This is a genomic window from Kosakonia oryzae (assembly GCF_001658025.2).
GTDB classification, from domain to species: domain Bacteria; phylum Pseudomonadota; class Gammaproteobacteria; order Enterobacterales; family Enterobacteriaceae; genus Kosakonia; species Kosakonia oryzae.
The window spans coordinates 44,803-63,659 of sequence record NZ_CP014007.2 but is presented as its reverse complement, the minus strand read 5'-3'; the positions used below and the strand labels follow the sequence as shown (position 1 = coordinate 63,659).

Genomic DNA, 18,857 nt, shown 5'->3' with positions numbered 1-18,857 from the left:
CGACGATGTGGATATCAACGAAATTCTCTTCCGCCCGACGCGGCAAGCGCTGTAAAACCGTGGCGCAGGGCGTGCCTGCGCCGGTTTAACGTGGCAACAATTCCGGCGTAAAACGCTGCAACTCACTCAGCAACAGCGGGTTATCCGGCGAGTTAAACAGGTCGCTCAGTTCCGTTTTTTTGTTATGGAAAGCCAGCGCTTCCGGGTTCGCTTTACCACTGATCGCCTGTTTCGCTTTACGGTTACACCATTGGCGGTACTCTTCCAGCGTGGCGCGGTAGCGCTGTGCATTCTCACGCATTAAGTGTTCAGCCAGCCGGAATTTGCCGTAGCGGTCGCAAAGCTGGCTTTCGATGTAGATCGCTTTCGGCAGGATATCCATCATCAGGGTGATAAAATCCAGCACCTGCTCAAGGTGGCGATCGGTCAGCTCATCGGCGAACGAGAGCAGATTATCAATCAGCGACAACACTTCATTACGCTCGCAGGCCAACTGCGCCAGCAGGCTTGCCGCTACGTCTTTGGTCTCTTCCACCAGCGCTTTATCCAGCAGCAACACGCGGGCCGATTCCACCACGCCAAAATAGCGCGACAGTTTTTCCATATAAAAGATGACGTTCTGCGCATGAATATCGGCGGAGATCACGTCAATGCTCTGCTGTAGCTTGTCGATTTTTTTCGCCAGATACAGGGTTTGCACCACAATTGCGCCGACAACAATACCCGTCGAAAGGCCGATCGCCGCCAGTTGCGTGGCTTGCGCCATCTGCACCAGTTGCTTCAATTCGGTGATGGATTCCGGGTTAAAAGGGATCTGTTTGAGCGGCATATGCTGCGCAATCCCTGATTTTTCCGCCAGTTCCGTCCAGTACGCCACACCGTCGCGCAGCACCGCTTTCCCGTTTTGCAGCGCTTCCAGCACGTCCGGATAGACCTTAAGCCAGTCAAACGTGAATATCGTATCCATTAAAAAATGTCCTCTTCAGGTTTCAGAAGCTGCTGGCGCATCGCCGCAATTTGCACCACCGCCGGTAACGTAACGCGATAAGCCGGGCCGGTCAGCGCCGGTAGTGTGAGCAGCGCGGAGATCGCCATTCCCACTGGCCCGGCGAAAATACCGATCGCCCGCACCAGCCCCGCATTGGCAGCCAGCGCCAGCCCGCGTCCCAGCAGCGCTCTGGCGACAGCATTGGCCACAATCAGCGACACCTGGTAAGACATAAACCCGCCGAGGCGAATCGCCGCGATAATGGCGGACAGCGCCGCGCCGCCCGCCAGATTGCCGTTGATTTTCAATTGTGCGCGCACGCTGGCGCGTTCGGCTTCACTCATGTTTTCCCAGGAGTCCTCAAACAACTTCGCCAGCATCGCTTTCTCGATTTCTACCGTATCGGCGGAGAAATCCGTTTTCACGCCGATTTTTTTACACACATCGGTCAGGATCTCTTTGTACGGCACGCCGTTGCGGCGAATGAAGTTCATCAGCGAATCACCGCCAAAATGCTGTAATTCCGCGCCGATAAGCTGCCAAACTTTGCGAAAATCGCCGTTTGCCGCCTTGAATGCCTCATCGCCGGTTAACGACTCGGTGTAACGCGTGGAACCATCTTTGTCGGTGGTTAAATAGTTCACCAGTACGCCCAGCATCTCCTGGTCTGCATAGCGCAGAAGCTCCAGGTCTGTATCCTGCCTGTAGTTATTTGCCATCGGTTGTTGACTCTGTGGTAGCGCTGTCCTGACGTGCGGCAGCATGGGTGAGAAATTGAACTTCAACGCGGCGGTTGCGCTCATCATCAGGCGAAATGCCGCTGAGCGGTTGTGAATCGCCAAAACCGGCGACAATCACGCGCCGCGATTGTTGTTCATCCAGCGAGGTGACCAGCAGTTTGCGCGCTTCCCGCGCACGGGCGGCTGAGAGCGTGTAGTTGTCGTCATAAACGGTACAGAAACGGGAAATATCGGTGACCGGATTGCTGACCTGCAAGTTGTCGGTATGCCCTTCAACAAACACCTGGGTATTCGCCGCGCTGCCAACAAACTCAGCAATCCGCGGAGCCAGACGCGCCAGCGCATCTTTTGCCTGATCGGTGATACAGGCGCTGCCTTTGGCGAAAATTTTGTCGCGCAGGGTGATTTTGCCGCTGGCCATATCAAACCCCACCAGCATCTCTTCTCCGCGATCGGTCATCTCCTTTTGCATGCTGTGCATCAGGGTGTTCAGCTTCTGCTGCGCTGCCGCCAGGCCACTGTTTTTCTCCTGCTCGCGCTTCACTTCCGCCACTTTATTTTGCAGCACCGATAACACCAGCATCAGCATGACCACGGCCATCACGCCCGCCATCAGATCCGAGATAGAGACCCACTCATTTGGTTTATCTTTCATCGGCTGATTTACGCCTCTGCGCTTTCAGGCAGCGGATTCAGCCTGTAGTGTTGCGCTTCGGTCAGCAATGTCGCGAGCTTACGCTGCATATCCATCACCGCCGCAATCAGCGCCTCTTTTTCTGCCGATGGCAACTGGCTGGCGAGCTGTTTCGCCGTAACATCGCACAGATCTTCCAGCTTCTCATGCAGCGTGACGATGACCTTGCAGGCGTTTTCCAGCGCGGCTTGCGACTCATTAAAGCGCTTCGGCAGCGACTCCAGCCGCTGGTTGCTGACGGAGACGGCCATCAGGCTGGTCTGGATCTCTTTGGTGACTCGCTTGATGTATTGCGTCATCTCCTGCACTTCAATGTTGAGGTTTTCACTGGTGATGGAGAAGTCGTTCATCACCCGGCTCTGTACTTTCGCCGCCTCGTTGGTTTTCTCGCTCAGCTCCGTCATGGTGCTATCAATACGCGCCGACATGGTATCGACCGACTGGCTGATCACCGTGGTCGCCGAGGTGAGCTGGCTGGCCATCTCCGACATATTGCTGCTGAAGGCATCGCCCATCTCGCCAATCGCCGCTTTGAGGGATCGTTCGATGGTTTCCATGGTGGCGCTTAGCTGGCGGGTGGAAGCAGACAGCATCTCGCTCATCTGCTGTACGTTGCGGGTAAAGTCGCTGTTCATCTCTGTCACCACAGCAGAAAGCTCGCTGCGGATATCGTTCATCACGCTGCTTAAATCCTCGCCCAGCGTGGAAACAACTCCTTGCAGGCTTTCCGCGGAATCCGCCACTTTCTGCGAAGCGTTACTCATCGCGCCAGCCGCCTGTTGCAGCGCCTCCAGGTTCTGCTGGCTGCTGCGCGTATAGCTCTCCAGCAGACTGCGGGATTGTCCGTTGATATCGGCAATTTCCGTCAATGTCGCCAGTTGATGCGTATGGCGCTGCGCTTCGTACTCTTCGGCGCGTTTCGCCTGCTGAACAAACTCATCGCGTAATGTCTGAGTTTGCTGCGCCAGCGCCGCGACGAGGCTTTCGGTGGCCGTTTTCTGCGCCTGCTGTTGCTGCACGTGGCGCTGCGCTTCGGCCTCTTCGCCCTGTTTTACCTGCTGCGCAAACATATCGCGCAGCGTTTGGGTTTCCTGCGCGAATGCCGCAACGAGCGTGTCAGTCGCCGTTATTTGCGCCTGCTGCTGTTGTTGAAGTTGCGCACGGCGCGCGGCCTCTTCCGCTTCACGGCTTTCATCAATTGCCTGCTGCAACCGGGCCATGCACCAGCTTAAGCGGCGCTCTTCATAGCCGTTATGGGTTTCCCACCACTTCAGGACAATAAAGGCGATAATCCCCCAGGTAGAGGTTTTAAATTTCACCCCCAGCCCCTGCATCATATTCATCAGATCGCCCATGGCGCTGTCCATCGCGCCAATGCTGTTGCCGGTGTTATGCAGAATGCCGGAGGCTTTATCCAGCGCCAGCCCGAGGCCAAGAAACGTGCCCAGCAGGCCGACAATTAACAGCATCCCCGGCATAATGGCGGCGATCTTCTCCGCTTTCGTCGCCACCGACTGGCTAAGTTCAGCAGCAGAACCCAGCCCGGAATTCATTTTTCCCTGCGTCTGACCATCCCATAATGTTTGCCAGTTCGCCTCTTTCGCACGACGCTTCACGCCGCGAATGGTCAGCGTCACGCCAGCCACCATCGCTATAAAGAAGATAAGCTGTAACACATCCAGACCGGGAATCAGGAAATGACCGACCTCGACCAGCAGGTTCATGCCATCACCTCAACCATCAGCCCTTTTTCGGTACGTTGTTCGCAATCGTTGGCAAAGATGATCGCAAAGTCATTGATCAGATACTGTTCTTCCGTCGAGAGCGCCGACCACGGGCGGTTATCCTGCGAACACTGAATCAGCAGACGCCCCACTTCCGCGCCGCGCTCCAGCAGAAATTCATTTCCTTCATCAATCAGTTGCTGTTCGTCTTTTTCCAGCATTTGCAGGAAGCCTTCGGCCGCATTCACGTAACAGCGACGCGCCTGCAAGGTATCTTCCAGCGCATTCAGTTCTTGTTCTTCGCGCGGCAGGGAAATCTGCAAGTCGTTGAGCATAGCCATATCTTCCGCGCTCAACGTTTCATTGTTCTGGGCGCGCAACAAGCGATCGCGCAGCATGCGGCTGCGGGAGAGCACCTTGCTATCGCGTTCCCAATCCGCCTCCAGTAACTGGCGGCTTTTCTCCCAGGCGATGATCATCTCTTCAAAGATAAACGGAATGATCGGCTTACCGAACTGACGAGTCGTCAGCGCATCCAGTTGTAGTGTGTGCGCTTCGCTGAACTCCGCATCCTGTTTAATCAGTCGGTTAGCGGCGAAAATGATAAACAGCAGGTCATCATCAATCTCTTCCACACGGGTAACGGATTCCATACGGCTTTCGTAAAACGCCAGCAGTTTCTGCACCGCACGCAGGCGCAGGTAGTATTCAAAGTCCTGCAAATCGTCGCGCTCAAGGGCGATGTCCACTTCCGCTTTGGCAATCATGTAGTTGTTCAGCATCGCAATGGCGGAAACGGCGGATTTCTCCTCGCCATGCAGTTCACGTTCCGCTTCAGCCAGCGCTTCTGCATGGCGGCGAGCCTCTTCCAGCGCGGCTTTATCGAGCTGCTGCTGATGCGCGCCTTTGCACCAGTCAATCACCCATTGAATCGCTTTCTGCGCGCGACGCACCAGCGGGTGTTTATCGGCTTTCTCCAGCCACGCCAGCCCTTTATCCAGCAATGCCAGCGCTGTTTTGACCCAGGGATGCGTAAAGTACGCGCCTACCATCTTCAGGAAAGTGCGGCCTTTGCTGATGTGCGGTTTAATGCGCGTCCACATCTGGCTGACTTTACCGACAAAACCTTCCGCTTTTTCCGCCATCCAGCCAATGGCGCTACTGACGTACTCTTTCGCCTTGCTCACCGCCGACGAAACAAAGCTGCCAACCGAGGAAACCACAGAGGAAGCAAAACTGCATACCGAACTGAAAAAACCCATTTTTTTAATCCCTTAGCTCACGCCGAGCATTTTTCTTGCTGTGTCAATGTGTGGAGGTATGTGTGATGCAGAAGAGGCGATCGCGCGATACGCTTCGCGGATCTGCGTCAGCGCGCTTTCAATATGCGCCAGCGCCAGTTGTTGTTGCGGGCTGCGAACGGCTTTCGGCAATGCCAGCCGCATCGCATTGCGCATATCGCGCCCGGAAAGGCCATCGGAAAGGGTAACCGCCTGCGCGATCAGGGTTTCGCGGTCATCCGCCAGTGGAATGGCCGCGACCAGCAGTTTGTCCCAGATGCGCTGGCGCTCAGGCTCGCCGGGCAGGGTAAAGCCGATATGATGGGTGATGCGGCTCAGGAAGGCGCTATCGTAATTTTTCACAAAGTTGGTGGCGAAAATCACGATACCCGCGTGTTTTTCCAGTTCGATAAGCAAGGTGGAACGCATGGCATTGACCTCATTATCAATACCCTGCGTGACAGAAGAGAGGCGTTTACCAAGCAGCGTGTCGGCTTCGTCAAAGAACAATACGGCATTTTCGCGTTCGGCCTGGCGAAAAAGCGCAGCAATATTCTTCGCTGTTTCGCCCATGAATTTGCTTTCCAGGTCGGTAATGCTCACCAGCATGATATTGCGCGCCAGCGAACCGGCCAGCGCCTCGGCGGTCAGGGTTTTTCCGGTGCCTGGCGGGCCGTAAAAATTAAGGACAATACCTTTTCCTTGCGGGTCAACGGCAGAGAACCCCCAGTCAAGGTAGATCTGCTGGTAGTGCTCGATTTTGGCTTTCGCTTCATCCAGTTGTTCAATCACTTCCGCCGCCAGGGCGACATCGCTTTCCAGCGTAAAACGCGGCGCAATCGCTGGAGCGAAAAGGGATGTCTCCTCGTCATCGGCTTTTTCCCGCTGCCGGGAGAACTGCGGGCTGATGCGTCCGGATGTCATACTGTCGCCTCTCTGTGTTAACGGTTTCGGTTTACGCGAACCAAACATATAAAATCCCTGTCCTTGATAACGTCGCGGTCGCTATATGGCGTGAAAACGGGTATGTAAATCCTGTTCAAATTGCTCGCGCAGCGAGGCGGGCGAAAGAATGCCGATGTCCGGCAGCCAGTAGCGCAGCCAGCGAAACAGCGTATGCGGATCGCTGATCGCCGTGGAGAGCGTCAGGCTACCGTCGTCGTGGTGTTCAATAATGCGTTGCGCGGGGAACAGCGCCCGGCGGGTAACATATTCCGCGGCATGCGCCGATACGCGCAGTACCGTCTCCACCCGCGAGCCAAAGCGAATACCGACATGATTTTCCAGCTCGGCGACCACCTCAGCGAGCAGCTCAAAGCGCTGTTCGGTGCTGGTTAGCCGCTCAATACGCGCCACTTCAAACGCCTTTAACTGCCCTTTTTCTATGGCCGCCAGGTACCACAAGCCGTACTGGTTAATCAGCCGGTAAGGCTGCGCGCGCCGGGCTTTGTCGCGGTAGCGATATTCCACTTCTGTACGCTGGCTAATGGCCTGATTTAACTGGTTAAGCAACGGCTCAAGCTGCTGGTTTTGCCGGCTGCTCGGTGCGTGAAAGGCGATATTGCTGCGCTGTTTCATGCTGTTACGCAGCGATTGTCCGTCCTGCCGCGGGAAGAGATGCGCCACGCCGGTAAAGTCAGCGAATTCCGCCAGATGACCGCTGTGTAATGTCGGAAGAAGGTGGGCGCTGAGTTTATAGCGTCCTGGCGAAACCTGATCGAGGATATGCCCCAGCCGCGCAAGGTCGCGGTAAGCCGTGCGTTCCGTTATGCCGAATTTATCGCACAGCCACGCCTTATCGATGGTTTTGCCCTGATAGAGCGCAGCGAAAATTTCGCACAGCCGCTCAATCAACGGGTCGTGTTTTCTGTCGTGACTTTCCTTCATTGCTGCGGGTTCCGGAATAAAGTCTCACAAGACGTTAAAAGTACAGCCTGACTATCGCGCCACGGCCCGAAGTTTCAGGTAAAACCTTGTTTTTGTTCATAGGGATTAACGGCAGAAAACAGGAAAACTAAAATGAAATTTCCGCGTGCTATGCAATCCCCTGATTCTATTAAGGGAAAGATAAACGTCCTCGCTGACAGGAGATGTCAGTGCACGGTAATTGCCGCCTGCCGTTTCGCTAACTTCAACAAAACATCAACGAATCGGCCACTTACGTTGTTCATTCCCCGTGCGGAAAAGATAATCGTTATTTACTTTGGTATATAACGAGAAGCATGATGAAAACGATGGCAGGTAAGTGTGCAGCGGTGATGGCGCTGGCGGTGTTTAGCGCTACGCCCGTTCTGGCAAAAGATATTCGCGTCACTTATGCCGGTTCGATGGGCAAAGTGATGGATCAGGGACTGGGGCCGGTGTTTGCGAAAGCGGAAAACGGTGCCTGGCAGGGCCAGGGACAGGGCGCTTACGGGATGGCGCGTTTGCTGGCGAGCCATAAACTGACGGCGGACGTGTTTGTCTCCATCAACCCTGGCCCCATGCAAATCCTGAAAGATGCAGGCTTAATCGATGATGCCGTCCCGGTCGCCAGCACCAGCATGGTGATAGCGTACAGCCCGAAAGGGAAATATGCCGCGCAGTTTGCCGACTCCAGTAAACATCATGATGCCGGCTGGCTGAAGCTGCTGGCGCAGAAAGATATTCACTTCGGCCGTACCGATCCGTATGCCGATCCGAAAGGGCAGAACATTGTCTTTACTCTGCTGCTGGCGGAAAAATATTACCACCAGCCGGGCATCGCGCAGAAAGTGCTGGGCGACCTGCAAAACCCGGAACAGACTCACCAGGAAGGCGGCCTGCTGGCGCGCCTCGAGAGCGGCCAGATTGACGCTGCAGCCGGTTACGAAAGCGAAGTGCGTTCCGCCCATCTGCCATATGTCGCGCTGCCGGATGAGATCAACCTCAGCAACCCGGCGCTGGCGAAGCAGTGGTATGACACCGTCAGTTTCACCATTAAAGATAGCGCAGGTAAAGATCAAACCCTGCACACGCAGCCGATGGTGTTCTATGCGGCAGTGCTGAAGAACGCGCCAAACGGCACCGATCAGGCGAAGAAATTCGTTGAATTTATGCAAAGTGCGCAGGGGCAACGGATCTTTAACCAATATGGTTACGCCGCGCCGAAAGGCAACGCGCTGTATCGCTGATGCGCCAGGCCGGGCGTATGGCGGGCTGGTTGTCGCTTCCCGCATTGCTGCTGTTGTGCATTCCGTTTGTTACCCTGCTGCATGAAACGCCGTGGGGCCACTTCCGGCTTGCCTGGCGGGATGACCATGCGATTGCCGTGTCGCTCGGCCTTGGGCTGCTGGCCCTGTGCCTGATTATCCTGATCGGCCTGCCGGTAGCCTGGTGGTTGGCGCGAGCTACCGGGCGCAAACGTCTGATCGCCGAGCTGCTGGTGATGGTTCCGCTGCTGACGCCGCCGCTGTCGATGGGCATTTTGCTGGTTTCTGCATGGGGGCCGTACGGCCTGTTTGGTCAGTGGCTGTCGCAGGTCGGCATGACGCTGGTCAACAATCCTGCCGCCTTTGTGCTGGCGCAACTTTACGGCGCACTTCCCTACTTTATTGTGGTGGCGCGCAGCGCCTTCAGCACCGTACCGAAAACGATTCTTGAAGCCGGGCAGACGCTTGGCGCGGGCGGCTGGCAGCGCTTTCGCTATCTGGCGCTGCCAATGGCGATGCCAGGGCTGGCCTCGGCTATTGCGCTGGCCTGGGTGCGGGCGGTTGGCGAGTTCGGCATTGTGATGATCTTCGCTTACTTTCCGCAGGGGATTCCGGTCAAGCTCTACACCAACCTGCAAAACGACGGCGTCGATTCCGTTTATACCCTGCTGTGGCTGCTGCTGATCGTTACGCTGCCGCTGCCGATGATCTGTATGGCGCTGGGTAGGCGGGCGCAGGTGAGTCAGCTTTGAGATAAGCTGCTAACTCTTGTCGCATTAGCGCAATCTGTTCGCGTTACCCTACAAGAGAACGGAGAGGGTAAAAAAATAAGGCTCCCTGTGGGAGCCTTATCTCTCTACTTAAAACTAATCAGGCGGTCCTGGCGAATTTCGCCTTCTTTGCCAGCCCTACAATATCCATCTCTTTGTTATTTTTACCGAATTTAGCAAGCTTGCTACTATCAATGGCGGACCAAAAATCTTCAGAGCGTTTGGCCGCAGCCATCGCTTTTACGGAATCGATTTTTTTCTTTTGCGTGATCATAACGCCTCCTGTCCGGCTTTCAGCCATGACGCAATACTATCTTATCCCTGCTCACTTAACAAACAACCGGCTCGGCACATAACGGTATCCGTTACTCTTCGCCAGCAACGGTCCCATTCATTTTCCGTCGAATAGTCTCAAGTATATCAAACACTTACGCTGACATCCTGTTATGAGCGTTTGCAGCATGCGCAAAACCATAGGCTCTATAATGGGGTTGAGCTGCAACGATCGGATCCTGAAGGTAAATCTCTTCAAGGCCCACCATGTCGCAAAAAGTTGTTGAGTAAATAAGTGCGATTACCAGCACATTGCCTGTTAAAACCGTGTCTTCATGAGCAATAAAGTTTTCGAGCATACAAATAGCAAACTCGTTACGTCGAAAATCATATTTGCAAATGATAACGGCGTGCAGCGAATCAGGATCGACCCAATCGGCAATTTTTAAATGAATGTCCAGGATCCCATCATCGGCAGAACCCCTGTAGTGCTGCATTGCCCACGTCCAGTTGAGGACACTTGAGTCAATCTTCTTTTCAAGGCGAGCTCTGTCATCTTCACTCAATACCCCAACAGAAAGCGTATCCCACCCGAAACCGTTAATAATTTTCTGGGTCGTCTCAAGGCAAAAATTATGAATCTCTTGAATCGATAAATCGCTCACCCGTCCATCCTTGTTAGCAATGCGTCCTGGAGGGCATCATAAATGAGCGTCGTTCATATGTTAACCAGATGACGGTCAAAAACCGGCCCGGCACGCTTTCCATCGCCGGGCCTCTGAGGATCAGTCGCCCGCTTTGGTCAGGGTTGCCAGTTCATCAGCAGAGAGGTTTAACGCTACGGCAGTGACAAAACTTTCAATGTGGGCAACGTTGGTGGCGCTGGCGATCGGCGCGGTGACGCCCGGCTGGTTAATCAGCCAGGCGAGGGCGACTTCGGCCGGTTTTACGTTGTGTTTTGCGGCAATGGTTTCCAGCGCATCAATAATGGCGAAACCGCGTGGATTCAGGTATTTGGCAATGCCCTGCCCGCGCTGGCTCTGGCTGAGATCTTTTTCGCTGCGGTATTTCCCAGAGAGGAAACCGGAAGCGAGACTGTAGTAAGTCACCACGCCGATATTCTCCCGCACCGTTAAGTTCTGCAACGCGCCTTCAAAACCGGAACGATCGTAGAGGTTGTATTCCGGTTGCAGCACCTGGTAGCGCGGCAACCCTTTCGCATCCGCCACTTTTAGCGATTCCGCCAGTTGCTCCGCATTGAGGTTCGACGCGCCGACGGCGCGGATTTTCCCCGCTTTCAGCAGCTTCTCATACGCGCCAAGGGTTTCCTCATACGGCGTGTCGTTATCCGGCCAGTGGGAAAAGTAGAGATCGATATAGTCGGTTTGCAGACGGCGCAGTGAATCCTCAACCGCCTGCGCTATCCAGCGGGCGGAAAGCCCTTTTTTACCCGGTTCGCGCAGATCGGCTCCCACTTTGGTAAAGAGTGTCACTTTGTCGCGCGCGCCCGGATGCGCCGCCAGCCATTTGCCGATAATGGTTTCTGATTCGCCGCCTTTGTTGCCCGGTGCCCATGCCGAATAGACATCGGCGGTATCAATCGCGGTAAAGCCGCGTTCGAAAAGCGCGTCCAGCAGGCTGAAGCTCTGCTTTTCATCTACCGTCCAGCCGAAAACATTGCCGCCAAAAACCAGTGCGGGGATCTGCAAGCCAGTTGTACCCAGTGAACGTAAAGCCATTTGCTCATACCTCCGTGAAATAGCGTATCTGTTTACGCAAAGACTTTAATCCTGGCCTGCTGAGCCGTGCGTTTTTTGGTCATCCGTGCGGTTTAAACACCGGATGCGTCTGCAATAACGCGGTGATCGGTCGCAGATTTTCGCGCAGTACGCTATGCAGGTGGCGAATGGCCGGGTTGAACTGTTTGCGGTGCGGGCACACCAGATTCAGCGGCGCGGCTTCGCCAGCATGCTGCGGCAGCAGCACCTCCAGCCGGCCTGCCAGCACATCCGCGCTGATATCGATCCAGGATTTATAGACGATGCCCATTCCGTCCAGCGCCCAGCGGCGGGCAATATCCGCGTCATCACACAACATACGGCTTTTAACAATAAGCTGACGCCGCATGCCGTTTTCCGGAAAGCTCCATTTGTCATACACCTGGTTGTTCATGGTGAATAACAGACAGTGGTGATTCACCACTTCATCCAGCGTTGTTGGGCGACCGTGTTGTGCCAGATAATCAGGGGAAGCGGCCAGCACACGGCGATTATCCTCGGCCACCGGCAGCGCAACATAGCTGCTGTTATCCAGCACGCCGTAGCGAATGGCAATGTCGACCGGATCGCGAAAGACATCGCTTATCTGATCGGAAAGCGACAGGCGCAGCGAAATTTTCGGGTACTGCTGGCAAAAACGGGTGATCAGCGGCAGCAAGACATTGCGGCCAATGTCCGAAGGAACGGCAACGCGCAATTCGCCACGGATCTCGTTATCGCCGCTGTGCAAGCTTTCAGCGCCCGCCTGCACCACTTCCAGCATCTCCTGGGCGAAGGGCAGATATTTTTCTCCTTCCGCGGTCAGACGCAGGCTGCGCGTTGAGCGCACAAACAGGCGCTTATCCAGATCGCGCTCCAGCCGGTTGACGGCGGCGCTGACCTGGCCCGGCAGTAATCCGGCTTCCCGAGCGGCATTGGAAAAACTGCCCAGTATGGCCGAGCGAACAAACAGCGTGACATCTTCCAGGCGAATCATGGCGGCTCCCGTAGCACAAAAACCCTTCTGTTTTGCCAGAAAACCCTTCAGTGGGAAATGTTATTTTCACTCCTGGAGTGAAAGTGCTGCCTTTTTACACTGATTTATCTGGTTATGTTTTGCGTTTATGCTCGCTGCAATCAATAGTACCGTCCCTGATTTGTTTATATTTTCACCAGGAGAGAAAAATGACCCTTGATGATGCCGTCGTTGCCCGCCATACCGTGAAAGCGTTCGAACCAGGCCAGACCCTGCCGCAGGATAAAATCGAAACGCTGCTGAACGTGCTGCAAAACAGCCCCTCTTCCGTTAACTCGCAGCCGTGGCACTTTGTTGTCGCCTCCACGGCGCAAGGGCGTGAAGCCATTGCCAAATCCACCACCGGCGCTTTTTCCTATAACGAGCCGAAAGTCCTGAACGCTTCTCATGTGATTGCGCTGTGCATCCGCAGTGATATTGACGATAAACACCTGCAAAACGTCCTCGCGCAGGAGCAGAAAGATGGCCGCTTTGTCGCAGAAGGCGCGCAGGCGGGCCAGGATAAGAGCCGCCGTTCTTACGTCGATATGCATCGCTATGAACAGCGCGATCTGCCGCAGTGGATGGAGAAACAGGTGTACCTGGCGTTAGGCGGCCTGCTGCTGGGCGCGGCAATGCTTGGCATTGACGCCACGCCAATGGAAGGTTTTGACCAGCGCGCGCTGGATCTGTCGCTGGGCCTGCGTGAAAAAGGGCTGACCAGCGTGGTGCTGGTCTCGCTCGGCGTACGCAGCGATAAAGACTTCAACGCCGCGCTGCCGAAATCCCGCCTGCCGCGCGACGAAATCTTCACCTTTATCTAACCACGATATGCCCGGTAGCGCGACGCTTACCGGGCCTGCAACGTAAACCGGGTTTAATACAACCCGGAAATCACCGGCAGTGCATCCATGACGATTTTTATCACATCGTCTCGTTCGCCTTTTTCTGCCATGAATCTGTGACTAAAAACCATGCTATGTACGCCGGTATTGCGCGGGCGTTTGCTGGTAGCGCTGTTTAAACGCGCGGGAAAACGAAGAGAGGGAGAGAAACCCACAGCGTTCTGCAATGACATCGACCGTCAAACTACGCTGCTGATGTAGCAAACGCGCGGCCTGCGCAAGGCGGATTTGCGTCAGCCAGCTTTGTGGCGTCAGGTGATAACAGCGGGAAAAATGGCGGGCAAAAGTTGCGCGGGAAAGAAAGCAGCGTTGCGCCAGCATCTCCAGCGTCCACGGCTGCGCCGGATCGGCCAGCGCCGCCAGTACCGCTGGCGCGAGGCGCGGATCGCTCATCAACCGCAACAGCCCGGCTGGCGGCTCCTGCGCGGCCAGTAAGATGCGCAGCAGCATCGTTAAAAACGACATCGCCAGGCTTTGTACCATCTTCGCCCCGCCGGGCTGGTTACTCAGGCTTTCACGCACCAGCATCGCCAGCAGGGTTTGCAGCTCCGGGAAATCCTGCTGCCCGTCGGTATGCAAATGGACAACATCGACTTCATGGGCAAACAGCCAGCCGCTATGCGGGCCAAAATTGAACTCGCCGCATAACACTTCCACCGCGCTGCCTTCACCTTCCGCAACAACCTCCGTCAGCGTGCCGTTGTACTGGCTGGACACCGGCGCAAGGTGTCCCCAGTCAATCAGCCCCTGCAACAGATGCGGCGAGCCGTGCGGCAGCAGCAGCACATCTCCCGCGCGCACATCGTAGGTTTTACCCGCTACATTCAGCCGCGCTTCCCCTTTCAGGATCACATGCCAGGGCACCGCACCGGGTGCGAGTTGAACGTGATCGGCCTGCCAGCGCCCGGCGAAACGGCAGTGAAGATTTACCGCGCAGACTGGCGCAAGCAGAGTGAGCATCTGGCTAAGAGTATCCATCTTTCCCCTGAGACGATAAGACAAAAAACAGAGACGATTTGGCGCATTCTACACCGTCCGCGCAGCCTAACATAAGCCCAACGCCGCCACAGCGGCCCGTATTTAAAACTGAACAGGAGAGAATCATGAGCCGTTTAACCCACATTCAGGCTGAAGAAGCCACCGGTAAAGCCGCAGAATTATTTACTGCCATCAAACGCGCAATGGGCAAAGTGCCGAATGCTTATCTGACCATCGGCAGCCACTCGCCGGAGGCGCTGGGCCAGGCGCTGCAACATAATGCCATGCTGACGAAAAGCAGCCTGAGCGCCAAAGAGCGTGAAGCCATTAACCTTGCCGTCAGCGAAGCAAGCGGCTGTGATTACTGCCTGGCCGCCCACACGCTGGCAGCCAAAGGCGCGGGCTATAGCGAAGAGCAGACCCGGCAGTTGCGTCGCGGCGAATACCCGCAGGATGCGCACATTGATGCGCTGGTGAAATTCGTGCAAACGCTGGTCACCACGCGCGGCACACTGGCTGACGATACCGTTGCCGCCTTTCGCAATGCCGGTTTCGACGATCGCCAGGTGGTAGAAACCATCAGCGCCGTCAGTGCGATTCTGTTCACCAATATGATTAACCGCGTCAATGATACGGTGGTGGATTTCCCGAAAGTGAATTGATCAACCCGGGAGGCGGAAGCCTCCCTTTTTTATTGCCCCGATTCCACCCAGTGGCACGCCACCTGATGGCCGGGCCGTACTTCGCGCAGCTCCGGGATTTCGCTGCGACAGCGTTCCGTTGCCTGCGGGCAGCGGGAAGAGAAGCGGCAACCGGAGGGCGGGCGCGACGGATCGGGGATTTCCCCCTGCACCACCGCCACGGGTTCGCTTTCCGGATCGAGCGTCGGCACCGCCGCCAGCAGCGCCTGGGTGTAAGGGTGCAGCGGCTGGCTGAACAGCGCATCGCGGCTGGCGGTTTCCACCAGTTTCCCCAGATACATCACCGCTACGTCATCACACAAATGTTCCACGACACCGAGATCGTGGGAGATAAACAGGAAGGTGACGCCGTGGTCATCGCGCAAATCGGAAAACAGATTAATGATTTGCGCCTGAATGGAGACATCCAGCGCTGAGATCGGTTCGTCGGCGATAATAAAATCCGGGTTGAGGATCAGCGCACGGGCAATGCCGATACGCTGGCGCTGGCCGCCGGAGAACTCATGGGGAAAGCGATTGTAATGCTGCGGGGCCAGGCCACAGATTTTCATCACCTCCAGCACTTTGTCGCGCAGTTCCGCTTTGCTGCACAACTTGTGTTCCAGCATCGCTTCGCCAATCGCATCGCCAATGCGAATGCGCGGGTTCAGCGAGCTGTAAGGATCCTGAAACACCAGCTGGATTTTCGGGCGCAGCGCACGCATCTGTTTCGGCGTCAGATCCTGCAACTCCTGCCCGCGATACTTCACGCTACCCGCCGTTTTGTCGTACAGCCCCAGCAGCGTGCGCCCGACGGTGGTTTTACCGCTGCCGGATTCGCCCACCAGGCCAAAAATGGTGCCGGGTCGAATATTAAAACTGACGCCGTCCACGGCGCGTAGCTGCCCGGTTTCCTGACCAAATAGCCCGTCGCGCAGCGGGAAGTGTTTTTTCAGCCCCTCGACTTCAATCACATATTGTTGGCTCATGCGATCGGCTCCGCTAACTCACTGTGAATACATGCGGCTTGCCGCGTTTGCCCAATAAGCGGCGGAATACCCGCGCGGCACTGCGCCGTGGCGCGTTCACAGCGATCGTAGAACGCGCAGTACGGCGGCAGTTCGGCCAGATCCGGCACCTGGCCGGGAATGGAATAGAGGCGGCGTCGGCGCTCGCCCGGAACAGGACGCGACGCGATCAGCCCTTTGGTATAAGGGTGCAGCGGGTTGCGCAGCACATCGGCGGTCGGACCTTGCTCAACAATGCGCCCGGCGTACATCACCACGACATGTTCCGCCATCTGCGCGATAACCCCTAAATCATGGGTGATCAGCATCAGCGCCATCTGCTGCGCCCGCGCCTGGTCGCGCAGTAAACGCAGGATTTGCGCCTGTACGGTGACATCCAGCGCCGTGGTGGGCTCGTCGGCAATCAGCAGTTTCGGCTGGCAGCTTAGCGCCATGGCAATCATGATGCGCTGCAACATACCGCCGGAAAGCTGGTGCGGATAGCTGCTCATCAGGCTCTCCGCCCGCGCCAGCCCGACATCGGCGATCAGTTGCGTGGCATGCGCCCAGGCCGCTTTTGGCGTTTCACCACGATGGCGAATCAGCGGTTCGCAGAGCTGCTCGCCGATGGTCAGCACCGGGTTGAGCGCCGTCATCGGCTCCTGAAAAATCATCGCTAACTGATTACCACGCAGATCGGCCATTTTCGACGGCTTCAGGCGCAGCAGATCGCTGCCCTGAAAGCGGATTTCTCCGCCGTCGATACGCGCAACCTGCGGCGGTAACAGCCCCATCAGCGACATGGCGGTAACGCTTTTGCCGCAACCGGATTCACCCACCACGCCAATGGTTTGCCCGGCCTGAATGGCAAATGAGACCTCCTGTACCGCACGCACGCGCCCCTGCTCGCTGGCGAAGGAGATGGATAAGTTGTTAAAGGTAATTAGCGGCTCGCTCATTTCAGGCTCCGTTTCATCTTCGGATCCAGCGCATCGCGCAGGCCATCACCCAGCACGTTAATGGCGATGACGGTCAGAAAAATGGCGATACCCGGCGGCATCCACAACCATGGGCGACGCTGAAAGTCGATCAGGCTGTTGGCCGCATCCATCATATTGCCCCATGAGGGCGTTGGCGGTACGACGCCAAGGCCGAGATAGCTGAGCGCGGATTCCATCAGGATGGCGTTTGCCACCGCCATCGTCGCCATCACCACCAGAATGGGAATGGTGTTCGGCAACAGATGGCCGAACAGGCGGCGGCGCGAAGAGAGGCCCAAAACCTGTGTCGCCAGCATAAAATCGCGTTCGCGCAGCGAGAGGATTTGCCCACGCACCAGCCGCGCCAGCTTCGGCCACTCCAGCAGGCTGAGCATCACCACCACCATATAGATGCGCGAATCAGACGAGAAATCGAGCTCTGACAACATCGCTCCGGCGACAATCAGCAGCGGCAGGCTGGGAATCGTCATCACCAGATCCGCGAGGCGCATAATCAGTTTGTCCGTCCAGCCGCCGGCATAACCGGAGATCGCGCCCAGCAGGTAGCCCAGCGCCACCGACAGCAGCATGGTCAGCAGGCCAATAATCAGCGAGATACGCCCGGCAAGCAGCAAGCGGGTATAGATGTCGCGGCCAAGAAAATCGGTGCCCAGCCAGTGCTCTGCGCCAGGCGGTTTGTTGATCATCAGCGCGTCGGTGGCGTCATCTTTCCACGGCGACCACACTGGCCCCAGCACGCACCAGATGGTCATGACCACCAGCAGAACCAGGCACAGCATCGCCAGATGATTGTGGCGCAGCGCTTTCCACGCCTGACGCCACGGAGAGGGCGTGGCCTGCGCCAGCGCCGGAATGTCCGCCTTGCGCAGGCGGCGATTCGTTGAGAAAAGAGAACCGAACATCACGACCTCACGCGAATGCGCGGGTCGGCCCACGCGTACAGCACATCGGCAATCAGGTTGCCAACAATGGTTAATACCGCCAGAAACAGGGTAAACCCCATCAGCACCGGGTAATCGCGGGCGGCCAGCGAATCAATATGGATATGCCCCGCGCCCGGCCAGTTAAACACCTTTTCGGTGATGATCGCGCCGGAAAACAGCCCCGGTAGCTCAAAACCGAGCAGGGTGATGATCGGCAGCAACGCATTGCGCAGCGCGTGTTTGAGGATCACCGTCCGTTCGCGCAGCCCTTTGGCGCGCGCGGTGCGGATAAAATCCATCTTCACCACGTCCAGCATGCTGGCGCGGAAGTAGCGCGTCAGGCTGCCCGCCTGCAACATCACCAGCGCCATGACCGGCAACACCAGATGCGCAGCGACCTGCATCACCCACGCCCAGCCGCTGTCGTCGCTGCCGGTGTTGGTCATGCCGCCCACCGGCAACCAGTGCAGATCGACCGCGAACCACTTAATCAGCAGCAGGCAGAGGAAAAAGGTCGGGAATGACATGGCGGCGAACACCACCACGCTGACCAGATGATCGAACAGCGAATTGGGTTTCAGCGCCGAGGCAATGCCCACCGCCAGCCCGATGCCCCAGTAAAACACCAGCGCAACGCTTGCCAACAGGAACGAGTTCCAGATGTACTGATTAAGTAGCTGACTCACCGGGATTTGGTATTGCAACGAGAACCCCAAATCGCCGCGCAGCAACTGGCCGAGCCAGTGCAAATAACGGCTGAAGAGCGGTTGATCGAGTCCATAAATGGCTTTCAGTTCGGCGGCGCGGGCGGCGGTGAGGGTAATGTTACCGTCGATAAAGTCACCCGGCGTTTTCGCGAACAGCATAAAAATAATCAGTGATGCGAGCAGCAGCATTGGCAGGGTTTGCAGCAGTCGCCTGAGGATAAAATTTCGCATAGCTTTCTCATGAC

The 18,857-nt window shown here is 56.5% G+C and carries 20 protein-coding genes; 4 read left to right on the top strand and 16 right to left on the bottom strand.

Annotated elements, in window-relative coordinates; genetic code table 11:
* Nucleotides 1-85: 85 nt before the first annotated feature.
* The 7 genes from AWR26_RS00310 to AWR26_RS00280 form a co-directional block, all read right to left on the bottom strand.
* Nucleotides 86-967: a hypothetical protein gene (locus AWR26_RS00310; RefSeq protein ID WP_064562654.1), complete on the bottom strand. Its 882-nt coding sequence runs from the start codon at nucleotides 965-967 to the stop codon at nucleotides 86-88.
* Complete coding sequence (locus AWR26_RS00305) at nucleotides 967-1,707, bottom strand: DUF3944 domain-containing protein (RefSeq protein ID WP_064562651.1); 741 nt, start codon at nucleotides 1,705-1,707, stop codon at nucleotides 967-969. Before AWR26_RS00305 ends, AWR26_RS00310 begins: the two co-directional genes overlap by 1 nt.
* On the bottom strand, nucleotides 1,697-2,383 hold the full coding sequence (locus tag AWR26_RS00300; protein ID WP_043956053.1) for an OmpA/MotB family protein: 687 nt from the start codon (nucleotides 2,381-2,383) through the stop codon (nucleotides 1,697-1,699). Before AWR26_RS00300 ends, AWR26_RS00305 begins: the two co-directional genes overlap by 11 nt.
* An 8-nt stretch (nucleotides 2,384-2,391) precedes the next feature.
* Nucleotides 2,392-4,146 carry a YggN family protein gene (locus tag AWR26_RS00295; RefSeq protein ID WP_064562648.1) on the bottom strand — a complete coding sequence of 585 codons (1,755 nt, stop codon included), beginning with the start codon at nucleotides 4,144-4,146 and terminating at the stop codon, nucleotides 2,392-2,394.
* Nucleotides 4,143-5,408 (bottom strand): hypothetical protein, encoded by a 1,266-nt coding sequence (locus tag AWR26_RS00290; protein WP_064562644.1) that lies wholly within the window; start codon nucleotides 5,406-5,408, stop codon nucleotides 4,143-4,145. Before AWR26_RS00290 ends, AWR26_RS00295 begins: the two co-directional genes overlap by 4 nt.
* 12 nt (nucleotides 5,409-5,420) lie before the next feature.
* The gene (locus AWR26_RS00285) at nucleotides 5,421-6,350 is read right to left on the bottom strand and encodes an ATP-binding protein (protein ID WP_244256221.1); all 930 of its coding nucleotides are present in this window, start codon (nucleotides 6,348-6,350) and stop codon (nucleotides 5,421-5,423) included.
* Between the two features lie 81 nt (nucleotides 6,351-6,431).
* Nucleotides 6,432-7,313, bottom strand: a complete 882-nt coding sequence (locus tag AWR26_RS00280; protein ID WP_064562638.1) for a helix-turn-helix transcriptional regulator — start codon at nucleotides 7,311-7,313, stop codon at nucleotides 6,432-6,434.
* A 371-nt stretch (nucleotides 7,314-7,684) separates the two neighbouring features.
* Here AWR26_RS00280 and AWR26_RS00275 point away from each other — a divergent pair, with 371 nt between their 5' ends.
* On the top strand, nucleotides 7,685-8,578 hold the full coding sequence (locus AWR26_RS00275; RefSeq protein ID WP_407658799.1) for an extracellular solute-binding protein: 894 nt from the start codon (nucleotides 7,685-7,687) through the stop codon (nucleotides 8,576-8,578).
* 17 nt (nucleotides 8,579-8,595) lie between these two features.
* A complete protein-coding gene (locus AWR26_RS00270; RefSeq protein ID WP_064568929.1) occupies nucleotides 8,596-9,348 on the top strand; it encodes a molybdate ABC transporter permease subunit in 753 nt (250 codons plus the stop codon).
* A 118-nt stretch (nucleotides 9,349-9,466) separates the two neighbouring features.
* On the opposite strand, the gene AWR26_RS00265 is transcribed toward AWR26_RS00270, so the two are convergent.
* From AWR26_RS00265 to AWR26_RS00250, 4 genes are all read right to left on the bottom strand, one after another.
* On the bottom strand, nucleotides 9,467-9,640 hold the full coding sequence (locus tag AWR26_RS00265) for a hypothetical protein (protein WP_167287388.1): 174 nt from the start codon (nucleotides 9,638-9,640) through the stop codon (nucleotides 9,467-9,469).
* Nucleotides 9,641-9,794: 154 nt separating this feature from the next.
* Nucleotides 9,795-10,304: a hypothetical protein gene (locus AWR26_RS00260; RefSeq protein ID WP_139227961.1), complete on the bottom strand. Its 510-nt coding sequence runs from the start codon at nucleotides 10,302-10,304 to the stop codon at nucleotides 9,795-9,797.
* A 120-nt stretch (nucleotides 10,305-10,424) separates the two neighbouring features.
* A complete protein-coding gene (locus AWR26_RS00255) occupies nucleotides 10,425-11,378 on the bottom strand; it encodes an aldo/keto reductase (protein ID WP_064562635.1) in 954 nt (317 codons plus the stop codon).
* 79 nt (nucleotides 11,379-11,457) lie between these two features.
* Nucleotides 11,458-12,393 (bottom strand): LysR family transcriptional regulator, encoded by a 936-nt coding sequence (locus AWR26_RS00250; protein WP_064562633.1) that lies wholly within the window; start codon nucleotides 12,391-12,393, stop codon nucleotides 11,458-11,460.
* Between the two features lie 188 nt (nucleotides 12,394-12,581).
* Between AWR26_RS00250 and nfsB the strand changes: the two genes are divergently transcribed.
* Complete coding sequence (gene nfsB / locus AWR26_RS00245; protein WP_064562630.1) at nucleotides 12,582-13,235, top strand: oxygen-insensitive NAD(P)H nitroreductase; 654 nt, start codon at nucleotides 12,582-12,584, stop codon at nucleotides 13,233-13,235.
* Nucleotides 13,236-13,388: 153 nt separating this feature from the next.
* Here the strand turns inward: nfsB and AWR26_RS00240 are convergent, their stop codons facing one another.
* The gene (locus AWR26_RS00240; protein ID WP_064562627.1) at nucleotides 13,389-14,294 is read right to left on the bottom strand and encodes an AraC family transcriptional regulator; all 906 of its coding nucleotides are present in this window, start codon (nucleotides 14,292-14,294) and stop codon (nucleotides 13,389-13,391) included.
* Between the two features lie 125 nt (nucleotides 14,295-14,419).
* Here AWR26_RS00240 and AWR26_RS00235 point away from each other — a divergent pair, with 125 nt between their 5' ends.
* Nucleotides 14,420-14,956 carry a carboxymuconolactone decarboxylase family protein gene (locus AWR26_RS00235; RefSeq protein ID WP_007369443.1) on the top strand — a complete coding sequence of 179 codons (537 nt, stop codon included), beginning with the start codon at nucleotides 14,420-14,422 and terminating at the stop codon, nucleotides 14,954-14,956.
* A 29-nt stretch (nucleotides 14,957-14,985) separates the two neighbouring features.
* Here AWR26_RS00235 and AWR26_RS00230 read toward each other — a convergent pair whose 3' ends face one another.
* From AWR26_RS00230 to AWR26_RS00215, 4 genes are read right to left on the bottom strand one after another with little or no spacing between them, the layout of a single operon-like run.
* Nucleotides 14,986-15,963, bottom strand: a complete 978-nt coding sequence (locus AWR26_RS00230) for an ABC transporter ATP-binding protein (protein ID WP_064562624.1) — start codon at nucleotides 15,961-15,963, stop codon at nucleotides 14,986-14,988.
* Entirely contained in the window at nucleotides 15,960-16,940 is a 981-nt protein-coding gene (locus AWR26_RS00225; RefSeq protein WP_064562621.1) for an ABC transporter ATP-binding protein, read from the bottom strand. The genes AWR26_RS00230 and AWR26_RS00225 overlap by 4 nt, the downstream gene beginning before the upstream one ends.
* Nucleotides 16,937-17,884 carry an oligopeptide ABC transporter permease gene (gene opp4C / locus AWR26_RS00220; protein WP_064562618.1) on the bottom strand — a complete coding sequence of 316 codons (948 nt, stop codon included), beginning with the start codon at nucleotides 17,882-17,884 and terminating at the stop codon, nucleotides 16,937-16,939. Before opp4C ends, AWR26_RS00225 begins: the two co-directional genes overlap by 4 nt.
* Complete coding sequence (locus AWR26_RS00215) at nucleotides 17,884-18,843, bottom strand: ABC transporter permease (RefSeq protein WP_064562616.1); 960 nt, start codon at nucleotides 18,841-18,843, stop codon at nucleotides 17,884-17,886. Before AWR26_RS00215 ends, opp4C begins: the two co-directional genes overlap by 1 nt.
* Between the last annotated feature and the right edge of the window lie 14 nt (nucleotides 18,844-18,857).